This is a genomic window from Microbacterium sp. PF5 (assembly GCF_004794315.1).
Classification (GTDB): domain Bacteria; phylum Actinomycetota; class Actinomycetes; order Actinomycetales; family Microbacteriaceae; genus Microbacterium; species Microbacterium sufflavum.
Genome location: NZ_SSDQ01000141.1, coordinates 1 through 10,314, shown reverse-complemented (window position 1 = coordinate 10,314; position 10,314 = coordinate 1). Strand labels below are relative to the sequence as shown.

The window sequence follows — 10,314 nt, the reverse complement described above, 5'->3', positions numbered from 1 at the left end:
GTGCCGGGGCGCACGTGCGGCGCGCGCTCCGGCACCAGCTCGGTCACCGCGGCCGGGGTGAGCTCTTCGAGCGGGGCCGAGATCGCGGCCTTGCGCAGCAGGTCCTTCACGTCGCGGCGCTGCTCGGGGAGCACGACCGTGACCACCGTGCCCGCGGCGCCGGCACGCGCGGTGCGGCCGGAGCGGTGCAGATAGGCCTTGTGCTCGACGGGCGGATCGACGTGCACCACGAGGTCGACGTTGTCGACGTGCACACCGCGCGCCGCGACATCCGTGGCCACGAGCACGCGCACCCCGCCGTCCTCCGGAGCGGTCGAGAACGCGCCGAGGTTGCGCTCGCGCGCGTTCTGCGAGAGGTTGCCGTGCAGGTCGACCGCGGGGATGCCGGCGGCCGTGAGCTGCTTGGCGAGCTTCTTCGCCTGGTGCTTCGTGCGCGTGAACAGGATGCGACGGCCGGTGCCGGACGCCAGGTCGCGCACGAGCACGGTCTTGTTCTCGGTGGAGTCGACCACCAGCACGCGGTGCGTCATCTCGCCCACGGGCACGCTCGCCTCATCGACCTCGTGGCTGACCGGGTTCGAGAGGAACCGGCGGGCGAGGGTGTCGATGCCGCGGTCGAGGGTCGCGCTGAACAGCAGGCGCTGTCCGTCGGCGGGCGTCGCCGCGAGGATGCGGGTGACGCCGGGGAGGAAGCCGAGGTCGGCCATGTGGTCGGCCTCGTCGAGTACAGCGACCTCGATCGCGCTCAGACGCACGACCTGCTGCTTCATGAGGTCTTCGAGGCGACCGGGGCAGGCCACCACGATGTCGACGCCGCCCTGCAGCGCCTTCTCCTGCGGACGCTGGCTGACACCGCCGAACACGGTGGTGACGCGGAGGCCCACGGCCTCGGCGAGCGGGGCCACGGTGGCGGCGATCTGCGTCGCGAGCTCTCGGGTCGGCGCGAGCACCAGGCCGCGGGGGAGCCCGGCGCGGCGCTTGGTGCCCGAGGCCGCGAGCCGCGCCACGAGCGGAAGGGCGAAGGCGATGGTCTTGCCGCTGCCGGTGCGTCCGCGACCGAGGAGGTCACGGCCGGCGAGCGAATCGGGAAGGGTGTCGCGCTGGATCGCGAACGCCTCGGTCTTGCCGGAGGCGGCGAGAACGGCGGCGAGCTCGGCGGGAACGCCGAGATCGAGGAAGGAAGGCATGCAGAAACTCCGTCAGCGCCCGACAGGGGCGCGGTAGTGGGGTGAGGTGGGCGAGGACGCGGCGGATCGCGCGTCCGTTCGCCGTACGTATGGCCAGTTCGGGCTGGTGATGGGAGCGCCGGGCGCTCGCTTCGGTCCTCGGAGACCCCTAGACGACGACGATGCTGACCGGCCGGCGGCGCGAGCAGCGGTGTCAGTCTACCAGTGGCGGCATGCCGGAGGCCGCATGGCCGGTGTCAGGCGTGCAGCGCGTCGTTCAGCGTGACCCCGACGCCGGCGCGCTGGACCGCCTCGACCGCACCGGTGAGGGAGTTGCGGCGGAACAGGAGGCCGTCGCGGCCGGACAGCTCCGCGCCCTTCACGGTCGGACGGCCGCCGTCCGGAGTGACCGGGCCGTCGGCCAGCACGATCTTGGTGCCAGCCGTGACGTAGAGCCCGGCCTCGACCACGCAGTCGTCACCCAGCGAGATGCCGATCCCCGCGTTGGCGCCCAGGAGCGTGCGCGACCCGATCGAGACACGGTGCGTGCCGCCGCCGGAGAGCGTGCCCATGATGGAGGCGCCGCCACCGATGTCGCTGCCGTCGCCCACGACGACACCCTGTGAGATGCGGCCCTCGACCATGGAGGCGCCGAGTGTACCGGCGTTGAAGTTCACGAAGCCCTCGTGCATCACGGTGGTGCCGGGGGAGAGGTGGGCGCCGAGGCGCACGCGGGACGCATCGGCGATGCGGACACCGGCGGGCTGGACGTAGTCGGTCAGGCGCGGGAACTTGTCGAGCCCCTGCACCTGGATGCCCGCCCGCTGGAGCTGCGGGCGCAGACGGGCCGCGTCGGACGGCAGGACAGGTCCGGCGTTCGTCCAGGCCACGTTCGGCAGGTGGGCGAAGATGCCGTCCAGGTTCAGCTCGTTCGGGCGTGCGACCAGGTGCGACAGCGCGTGCAGCCGCAGGTACGCGTCCGCGGTGGAGGCGGGGGCGGCGTCGAGGTCGACCTGGAGCTGGACGACCTCGACCGTCACGTTGCGGCGCTCGTCCGGCCCGGCGAGCGGGACCAGGGCGTCGACCGCGGCCGCGGCGTCCTCGGTCGAGGGGGCGACGGTGCGCACCTCGGGGAACCAGGCGTCCAGGACGGTGCCGTCGCCGGCGGTCGTGGTCAGTCCGATGCCCCACACAGTTCTCGCGTCGCTCATACCTCCACGGTATCGCGGGCCGACCCGGGCCTCCGCCCGCATGACGACGGTCGGTAGGCTGAGGGCATGGTGCTCGATCTGACCGCGTCCTCTGCTGCCCTCACCCGCGCGATCTGCGACATCCCGAGCGTCTCGGGCGACGAGAAGACGCTCGCCGACGCCATCGAGCAGGCCGTCGCCCCCCTCGCGCACCTCGAGGTCATCCGGCACGGGAACACGATCGTCGCCCGCACCGACCGCGGCCGAGACCGTCGCGTGGCGATCGCCGGCCACATCGACACCGTGCCCGTGAACGGCAACCTTCCCACGCGCGACATCGAGGTCGACGGCGAGCCCTACCTGTGGGGGCGCGGCACGGTCGACATGAAGGCGGGCACCGCGGTGCAGCTGAAGCTCGCGGCCGAGCTGACCGACCCCGCGGTCGACATCACGTGGATGTGGTACGACAACGAAGAGGTCGAGGCGACCAAGAACGGGCTCGCGCTGCTGGCGGCGGCACGTCCCGACCTGCTCCAGGCGGACTTCGCGATCCTGGGCGAACCGTCGAACGGCGAGGTCGAGGGCGGCTGCAACGGCACGCTGCGGGCGATCGTGCGTACCTCGGGTGTCCGCGCCCACAGTGCCCGGGCGTGGATCGGCGAGAACGCCATCCATCGCGCCGCGCCCATCCTCACCCGTCTGGCCGAGTACCGCGCTCGGGAGGTCCCGGTCGAGGGGCTGCTGTACCGCGAGAGCCTCAGCGCCGTCCGCATCGCCGGCGGGGTGGCGGGCAACGTCATCCCCGACGCGTGCGAGGTCGAGGTCAACTACCGCTTCGCGCCCAGCAAGTCGGCCGCCGACGCCGAGGCCCACGTGCGCGCGGTGCTCGCGGGGTTCGACGTGGAGATCACGGATGCGGCCGAGGGGGCACGCCCCGGGCTGGACGCCGACATCGCGCGGGACTTCGTGGCGGCGGTCGGTGCCGAGCCGCGACCGAAGTACGGCTGGACCGACGTGGCGCGCTTCTCGGCGCTGGGCATCCCCGCCGTGAACTACGGCCCCGGTGACCCGCACCTCGCCCACCACGACGAGGAGCGGGTGCCGCTCGCGCAGATCGCGGCGGTCGAGCAGGGCCTGCGGGCATGGCTCACCTCGCACTGAGCACGGCACGTCGCTGGGCCCGGCTTCCCCTTCCGCTGCGCATCGGCCTGATCTATCTCGGCGCGCGCGTCGTGACGACGGGGTTCCTGATCGCGGCGGCGTCGCTGTCCACCGTCTTCTCGCGCTTCGGCGGTGACGCGGGCCTGATCGATTTCGTGCTCGGCTGGGACGCCCAGTGGTACTGGCAGGTGGCCGTCCACGGGTATCCGAGCGAGCTGCCGCTGACCGACGCCGGCGAGGTCGCCGAGAACGCGTGGGCGTTCATGCCGGTGTTCGCATACGCCGCGAAGGCGCTCGGTTTCGTGCTCGGCTCCTGGGGAGCGGGAGCGTTCGTGCTCGCCCTCGTCGCCGGCTACCTGGCCTGCCTGGCGCTGCACCGCCTGCTGCGCGATCGCATCGGCAGCGGGGCCGCGCTCTGGGCGGTCGTGTTCTTCGCCGCAGGGCCGCTGGCCGCGATGTTCCAGGTGGGCTATGCGGAGACGCTGTTCCTGCTGCTGCTGTTCCTCGCCCTGGACGCGACGATCCGCCGGCAGTACGCGTGGCTGTACCTGCTGATCCCGGTGATGGGCTTCACGCGACCCGGGGTTCTGGCCTTCGCGCTGTACCTCGGCCTCCACGGCATCCTCCGCTGGATCCACCGCCGCGACGATCCGCTCGCGCTGCGCGAGGTGGTGCACATCGTGGCAGCCGGCGCGCTCGCCGTCGCGACCGGCTTCGCGTGGCAGGTGATCGCCGCCGTCGTCACGGGCGACCCCGGGGCGTATCTCGCGACCGAGCTCGCCTGGCGTCGGCACTGGATCGTGGGCGGCGTCGACGGCTTCGTGCCGTTCGAGGGGTGGGTGCAGGCGTCGCAGTTCTGGTTCTCGCTGTGGGGGCTTCCCGCCGCGGGGGGACCCGTCGCGCTCGTGCTGCTCGTGGTGGCCGCGGCCCTCGCGCTGCTGTTCGCCCGCCCGGTGCGGGCACTGGGTGCGGACCTGCGCCTGTGGAGTGCGAGCTACCTGCTGTACCTGCTGGCGGTGTTCTTCCCGCAGTCGAGCACGTTCCGGTTGCTGCTGCCGCTCAGCCCGGCGTGGGGCGCGGTCGCGGTGCCCCGGTCGCGCGCCTGGCGTCTCGGCGTGCTGGTGCTGTGCCTGCTCGGTCAGTGGGTGTGGATCTACCACGTGTATGCGCTCGGCAGCACGTTCTGGCAGGTTCCCTGATCGCGCGGGAGAACGGGATTGTGTCGGCGTGACGTCCACGGCGCGGTGTCACCCGATAAACTCGTTCCATACCACCGGAGGAAAGGGAGCCACGATGGCAGCGATGAAGCCGAGGACCGGAGACGGACCGATGGAGGCCGTGAAAGAAGGACGACTCATCATCGTGCGCGTTCCGCTCGAGGGCGGCGGCCGCCTGGTCGTCTCCGTGAACGACGCCGAAGCGAAGGAGCTCCACGACGTGCTGGGTGCCGTCGTGACGCCGGCCTGATCGAACCGGGTCCGCTCGTGCGGAACCAGGAGGGCGATGGATCCGCGGATCCATCGCCCTCTTTCGCTGTTCCGGCCCCGTGCCCGCGGTCAGTCCTGGTCGTCGAGGCGCACCAGCTGCAGCAGTCCCTCACCGGCCGGCGACACCGTGGCCAGCACCGCGGAGGACTCCTGGGTCGCCTGCACCAGCGAGCGGTAGGCGGAGGTCACGTCGTCGCGCTGCACGGGGTCGGCCACGCGACCGCCGGCGAGGATGCGCGGCACGAGCACGAGCCCGCCGACCCGTGCGAGCCGCAAACCGTGCTCGACGTACTCGATCACGTTCTCCGGGTCGGCGTCGACCAGCACGATGTCGTACGAGGACTCGTTCATGCGCGGCAGCACGTCGCTCGCGCGACCCGTGATGAGGCGGGCGCGGGTGGACGGGACGCGGGCGTCGGCGAACGCCTGGCGTGCCGCGGCGAGATGCTCCGGCTCGTTGTCGATCGTGGTCAGGACGGCCTGCGGGGCGCCGCGCAGCAGCCAGAGGCCGGACACGCCGGCACCGGTGCCGATCTCGACGATCGACCGCGCCCCCGCGGCGGCGGCGAGCACGGCGATCTGCGAACCGACCGCGGCGCTCACCGGGGCGGCACCGAGCTCGACCGCGTGCGCGCGCGCCCTCGCGAGGGAATCCGGTTCGACGATGGATTCTCGAAGGAAGCGCGCGTTGGCGTCGTGCTCGCTCATGGGCTGACTCTCCCTGCCTGCGTGGGTGATGCCTCCAGGGTATGGGCTGTCTGCGCGCAGACTCCGCAGGCGCGGCGGTAGCCTGGTCACATGACGTTCGGTCTGACCTTCGAGAAGCTGCTGCTGATCGGCCTCATCGCGGTGCTGATCATCGGACCCGAACGTCTTCCCCGTGCGGCCGAGAGCTTCGCGCGACTCGTCCGCAAGGCCGGCGAGTACCTGCGCGACACCAAGTCGCGGATGCGGGAGGAGATGGGCCCCGAGCTCGACGACGTCGACTGGCGCAAGCTCGACCCGCGGCAGTACGACCCCCGGCGCATCATCCGCGACGCCCTGTTCGAGGAGCCGCAGCCGACGACCCCGGCCGCGGTCGCCGCCACCATCGCGGAACCGGTGGCCCCGCGCACCGCGCCGCCGGTGTTCGACGCGCAGAACCGTCCTCCGTTCGACTCCGAGGCCACCTGACCCGACGGCTCAGGAGACGCGGGATCGCAGTCGTGCGATGTCGTCGTCGCTCAGCAGCACGCGGGGGATCGCGGTCGCGACCGCGGCATCGCGCACCTTGAGCAGCACGGCGTCGCGCCCGACGCGGACGTGCTGGAACTCGGAGTAGGGGATCTCGGAGCGCCGCCGGTCGCTGCCCAGCTGCAGCCGGTCGTCGTCCAGCGCCACCCACACCACGCTCTCCACGGGCATGGCGGCCCGCACCGCACGGCGCGCGCTGGACACCGACAGCAGCACCGCGTAGAGGCCGAGGGCGACCGCGACCGCCGGAGTGAAGGCCACGATGGCGGACGTCTCCTGCCCGGCGCGCGCGGTCGCGGTGAGGTTGAGCACGCCGATGATCAGGGCGGCGGCCAGCGCCAGCCACATGACGATGGCGACCGGGCGCGTGAGGGTGTAGATCGCGGCGTCCCTCGCCATGTGACGGAGCAGTCTCTCGTCCACGGTCACGGAGCGGTGCGGCATCCGGGCATCCTCCACGGGTCAGGAGATCGACATCGGCAGCGGTCGACCGGCGAGGCCGCGTCCCTGTCGTCCGAGCTGTGCGGCCAGAGTGCGGATGGCGGTCGCCGCCGCGTCGTCCGGCTCGGCGATCACGACGGGGTCGCCGACGTCGCCGCCCCGCCGCAGCGCGGGGCTGAGCGGGATCGATGCCAACAGCGGCACCGGGGAGCCGGGTTCCGACAGGGCCTCGGCGACCGCCGCCCCGCCGCCCGCGCCGAACAGGTCGACCACGGTGCCGTCCGGGAGCGTGTACGCCGCCATGTTCTCGACCACGCCGATCACCCGCTGTCCGGTCTGCCGCGCCACCAGTCCGCTGCGGATCGCCACCTCCGATGCGGCCGCCTGCGGCGTCGTCACCACGAGGACCTCCGCGTGGGGGAGCAGCTGACCGATCGAGATCGCGATGTCTCCCGTGCCGGGCGGCATGTCGATCAGCAGCACGTCGAGGTCGCCGAAGAAGACGTCGGTGAGGAACTGCGACACGGTCCGATGCAGCATGGGCCCGCGCCACGCGACGACCGACTCGCCGTCGCGCAGGAACATCCCGATCGAGATCGCCTTCACGCCGTGCGCGACCGGGGGCAGCATGAGGTCGTCGATGCGCGTGGGCTGCGTGCCGGCGGGGATGCCGAGCAGACCGGGGATCGAGAACCCGTGCACGTCGGCGTCGACGAGGCCGACCGCGAGCCCGCGCTGGGCGAGAGCGACCGCGAGGTTCGCGGTGACGGTGGACTTGCCGACGCCGCCCTTCCCGCTGGACACGAGGATCACGCGCGTGAGCGACTCGGGTCCGAACGGCATGTGGCGCGGCGGGCGACCGGCGCGCAGCTTCTCGGTCAGCGCCTTCCGCTCGGCGGGCGTCATGACCCCCACGTCCACCTCGACGGTCTCGATGCCGGGCACCGCGGCGGCCGCGGCGCGGACATCCCGCTCGATGCGGTCGGCGGCGGGGCACCCGACGATGGTCAACGCGATCCCGACGTGCGCGACGGTGCCGTCGACCTCGATGTCCCGCACCATGTCGAGCTCACCGATGGGGCGTCGCAGCTCCGGGTCCGTGACGGCGGAGACGGCGCTGCGGACGCTGTCGGCCGCGGTCATGGGGTCGCGCCGCCCGCCGGCTCGTCCTCGGCGTCGTTCAGCTCGGCCAGCAGCGCCTTCAGCTCCTGGCGCAGCACGTCTCGGGTGACCGCCTGCGAATTGCGCTCCTCGAGCGCCATGCGCAGCGCCACGATCTCCCGCGCCAGGTACTCCGTGTCGGCGAGGTTGCGCTCGGCCCGCTGGCGGTCCTGCTCGATCTGCACGCGGTCGCGGTCGTCCTGCCGGTTCTGCGCGAGCAGGATCAGCGGGGCGGCGTACGAGGCCTGCAGTGACAGCATGAGCGTGAGCGCCGTGAACCCCAGGGCCGCATCGTCGAAGCGCAGGTGGTGCGGCATGAGCGTGTTCCACCCGATCCAGAGGATGCAGAACAGGCTGAGGATCACGAGGAAGGCGGGCGTGCCCATGGCCCGGGCCACCCACTCCGTGAACCGTCCGAAGCGGTCGCGGGAGGTGGTGCGGGGGCGCGTGGTTCCCCGCCCCGGTGCGTCCAGGCGCGGCGTCGACCGGCTCATCCTCGCCATCAGCGCGCCCCCGTCGTGGGCGACGCGTCGTCGCTGTCGTGCGTGCGCCAGTCGTCGGGCAGCAGGTAGTCCAGCACGTCATCGATGCTGATGGCGCCGACGAGGCGGTGGGCGGCGTCGACCACGGGGAGCGACACCAGGTCGTAGCTGGCGAGCATGCGGGCGACCTCGGCCGCGGAGGCCGTGACCGGGACGGGTTCGAGGCTGTCGTCGAGGATGGCGCCGAGGCGCTCGTGCGGCGGGTAGCGCAGCATCCGCTGGAAGTGCACGAGGCCCAGCAGGCGTCCGGTCGGGGTCTCGAACGGGGGCAGCGTGACGAACACCGCGGCGGCGAGGGCGGGGTGCAGCTCATGACGGCGGATGAGCGCCAGGGCCTCCGCCACGGTCGCGTCGGCGGAGAGGATGATCGGCTCCGGCGTCATCAGACCGCCCGCCGTGTCGGGGCCGTAGCGGAGCAGCATCCGGACGTCCTCTGCCTCTTCCGGCTCCATCAGCTCGAGCAGCTGCTCCAGGCGGTTGGGCGGAAGCTGTGCGAGCAGGTCGGCGGCGTCGTCCGGCTCCATCTGGTCGAGGATGTCCGCGGCGCGCTCGTCGCCGAGCCGGTCGAGGATGTGCACCTGCTCGTCCTCCGGCATCTCCTCCAGGGCGTCGGCGAGACGGTCGTCGGAGAGCTCTTCGGCGACCTCGATCATGCGCTGCTGCGGCAGGTCGAGGAGGGTGTTGGCGAGGTCGGCGGCGTGCAGTTCGGAGTACGACGCGACGAGCTGCTCGGCGGACTGCGCCTCGCCCGGCGCCCGCTCCTCGGCGACCTCGTTCCAGGCGGCGAACGTCGTCGGCCCCTTGGCGAAGGGGGAGGCCCCGGTCTTCGGTCGCCGCAGGAACAGCTGGCTGATGGCCCATTCGCCCAGACGGTTCGGCTCGATCGCCACGTCTTCGATGACGGCGGTGCCGCTGCCGTCGATGAGGCTCACGCGGCGCCCGAGCATCTCGGCGAGCACCCGCACCTCACCGGCGCGCGGTGAGAAGCGGCGCACGTTGATGAGGCCCGTGGTGATGACCTGCCCCGACCGGATCGAGGTGACCCGCCCGATCGAGAGGAACACGTGGCGGCGGCCGGGGATCTCGACCACGAGGCCGATCACACGAGGGGCCGCGGTACTTCGATACACGACGACGACATCCCGGACCTTGCCGAGCCGGTCGCCGACGGGATCGAAGACGGCGCACCCTGCGAGGCGCGCGGCGAAGACCCGTTGTGTGCTCACTCGTCCAGCGTATCCCGGGGGTCTGGCCCGCGGCGGCCGCACGCCATCCGCGGCGGCCGTGAGCACGGCATGGAAGAATGGCTTGATGAGCATGCTTAATCGCCCAGCGAACGGCACGGACACCGGCGAGATCGTCGCCTCGATGCGCGACTACGAGAGCGCGCAGAAGACGGTGTCGAAGCTGATCGCCGGAGAGGTGCCGGCGCGGGACATCGCGATCGTCGGGCAGAGCGTCCGCACGGTCGAGCGGGTGACAGGGCGCCTCGGCTATGCCGCCGCCGCCCGATCGGGCGCGATCAACGGCGTGCTGATCGGGCTCTTCCTGTCGGCCATCCTCGTGCTCGGCAACCCCGAGGTCCCCATCCAGCTGTTCGTGGGATTCGTCTTCATCGGTGTCGCGGTCGGCATGCTGCTGAGCCTCGTGACGTACGCGATCGTCCGCCGGCGCCGCGACTTCGCGAGCGTCACGCAGTTCGCCGCCGATCACTACGAGGTCACGGTGCAGGCGGCGTCGCTGGCCAAGGCCCGCCAGGTGCTCGGTGCCACGCGGGTCGCTCCGGTGCGCCCGCCCGTGAACCTGGACGAGCCGCCGCGCTACGGGGAGCGCATCACCCCGGGCGCTGGTACCCCCGCGCCCGCTCCCGCACCCCCGGCTGCTCCGGCTCCCGCGCCCGCTCCGCCGGCCCCCGAACCTGAGCCGGGCGCGG

Annotated in this window: 12 protein-coding genes; 5 read left to right on the top strand and 7 right to left on the bottom strand. The window is 72.2% G+C overall.

The genetic code is table 11. The features are described from left to right. Both DW297_RS13425 and dapD read right to left on the bottom strand, forming a co-directional pair. On the bottom strand, window positions 1-1,187 hold a 1,187-nt coding region (locus DW297_RS13425; protein WP_136033206.1), incomplete at its 3' end, for a DEAD/DEAH box helicase. 236 nt (window positions 1,188-1,423) lie between these two features. Continuing rightward, entirely contained in the window at window positions 1,424-2,377 is a 954-nt protein-coding gene (gene dapD / locus DW297_RS13420) for a 2,3,4,5-tetrahydropyridine-2,6-dicarboxylate N-succinyltransferase (protein WP_136033204.1), read from the bottom strand. 66 nt (window positions 2,378-2,443) lie between these two features. Here dapD and dapE point away from each other — a divergent pair, with 66 nt between their 5' ends. The 3 genes from dapE (at window position 2,444) to DW297_RS13405 (ending at window position 4,984) form a co-directional block, all read left to right on the top strand. After that, window positions 2,444-3,517: a succinyl-diaminopimelate desuccinylase gene (gene dapE, locus DW297_RS13415; RefSeq protein ID WP_136033202.1), complete on the top strand. Its 1,074-nt coding sequence runs from the start codon at window positions 2,444-2,446 to the stop codon at window positions 3,515-3,517. Next, the gene (locus DW297_RS13410; protein ID WP_136033200.1) at window positions 3,499-4,716 is read left to right on the top strand and encodes a hypothetical protein; all 1,218 of its coding nucleotides are present in this window, start codon (window positions 3,499-3,501) and stop codon (window positions 4,714-4,716) included. The genes dapE and DW297_RS13410 overlap by 19 nt, the downstream gene beginning before the upstream one ends. A 94-nt stretch (window positions 4,717-4,810) precedes the next feature. Continuing rightward, window positions 4,811-4,984 carry a DUF3117 domain-containing protein gene (locus tag DW297_RS13405; RefSeq protein ID WP_136033199.1) on the top strand — a complete coding sequence of 58 codons (174 nt, stop codon included), beginning with the start codon at window positions 4,811-4,813 and terminating at the stop codon, window positions 4,982-4,984. A gap of 89 nt (window positions 4,985-5,073) precedes the next feature. Here DW297_RS13405 and DW297_RS13400 read toward each other — a convergent pair whose 3' ends face one another. Continuing rightward, window positions 5,074-5,712: an O-methyltransferase gene (locus DW297_RS13400; RefSeq protein WP_136033197.1), complete on the bottom strand. Its 639-nt coding sequence runs from the start codon at window positions 5,710-5,712 to the stop codon at window positions 5,074-5,076. A gap of 90 nt (window positions 5,713-5,802) precedes the next feature. Between DW297_RS13400 and DW297_RS13395 the strand changes: the two genes are divergently transcribed. Continuing rightward, window positions 5,803-6,177, top strand: a complete 375-nt coding sequence (locus DW297_RS13395; protein ID WP_136033195.1) for a twin-arginine translocase TatA/TatE family subunit — start codon at window positions 5,803-5,805, stop codon at window positions 6,175-6,177. Window positions 6,178-6,186: 9 nt separating this feature from the next. Here the strand turns inward: DW297_RS13395 and DW297_RS13390 are convergent, their stop codons facing one another. Genes DW297_RS13390 through DW297_RS13375 form a run of 4 tightly spaced genes read right to left on the bottom strand, consistent with a single transcriptional unit; the run spans window position 6,187 to window position 9,607 of the window. Beyond that, window positions 6,187-6,681: a YcxB family protein gene (locus tag DW297_RS13390; protein WP_136033193.1), complete on the bottom strand. Its 495-nt coding sequence runs from the start codon at window positions 6,679-6,681 to the stop codon at window positions 6,187-6,189. An 18-nt stretch (window positions 6,682-6,699) separates the two neighbouring features. Next, entirely contained in the window at window positions 6,700-7,821 is a 1,122-nt protein-coding gene (locus tag DW297_RS13385) for an Mrp/NBP35 family ATP-binding protein (RefSeq protein ID WP_136033192.1), read from the bottom strand. Then, window positions 7,818-8,342 carry a DUF1003 domain-containing protein gene (locus DW297_RS13380; protein WP_136033189.1) on the bottom strand — a complete coding sequence of 175 codons (525 nt, stop codon included), beginning with the start codon at window positions 8,340-8,342 and terminating at the stop codon, window positions 7,818-7,820. The genes DW297_RS13385 and DW297_RS13380 overlap by 4 nt, the downstream gene beginning before the upstream one ends. After that, complete coding sequence (locus tag DW297_RS13375; RefSeq protein WP_136033187.1) at window positions 8,342-9,607, bottom strand: magnesium transporter MgtE N-terminal domain-containing protein; 1,266 nt, start codon at window positions 9,605-9,607, stop codon at window positions 8,342-8,344. The genes DW297_RS13380 and DW297_RS13375 overlap by 1 nt, the downstream gene beginning before the upstream one ends. Before the next feature lie 85 nt (window positions 9,608-9,692). Between DW297_RS13375 and DW297_RS13370 the strand changes: the two genes are divergently transcribed. Continuing rightward, window positions 9,693-10,314, top strand: a 622-nt coding sequence (locus tag DW297_RS13370; RefSeq protein ID WP_205828298.1) for a general stress protein, incomplete at its 3' end; no start/stop codon positions are given.

Excerpts from the sequence above, each read along its gene's own strand:
- dapD (WP_136033204.1), bottom strand. The coding sequence starts at position 2,377 with ATGAGCGACGCGAGAACTGTGTGGGGCATCGGACTGACCACGACCGCC.
- dapE (WP_136033202.1), top strand. The coding sequence starts at position 2,444 with ATGGTGCTCGATCTGACCGCGTCCTCTGCTGCCCTCACCCGCGCGATC.
- DW297_RS13410 (WP_136033200.1), top strand. The coding sequence starts at position 3,499 with ATGGCTCACCTCGCACTGAGCACGGCACGTCGCTGGGCCCGGCTTCCC.
- DW297_RS13405 (WP_136033199.1), top strand. The coding sequence starts at position 4,811 with ATGGCAGCGATGAAGCCGAGGACCGGAGACGGACCGATGGAGGCCGTG.
- DW297_RS13400 (WP_136033197.1), bottom strand. The coding sequence starts at position 5,712 with ATGAGCGAGCACGACGCCAACGCGCGCTTCCTTCGAGAATCCATCGTC.
- DW297_RS13395 (WP_136033195.1), top strand. The coding sequence starts at position 5,803 with ATGACGTTCGGTCTGACCTTCGAGAAGCTGCTGCTGATCGGCCTCATC.
- DW297_RS13390 (WP_136033193.1), bottom strand. The coding sequence starts at position 6,681 with ATGCCGCACCGCTCCGTGACCGTGGACGAGAGACTGCTCCGTCACATG.
- DW297_RS13385 (WP_136033192.1), bottom strand. The coding sequence starts at position 7,821 with ATGACCGCGGCCGACAGCGTCCGCAGCGCCGTCTCCGCCGTCACGGAC.
- DW297_RS13380 (WP_136033189.1), bottom strand. The coding sequence starts at position 8,342 with ATGGCGAGGATGAGCCGGTCGACGCCGCGCCTGGACGCACCGGGGCGG.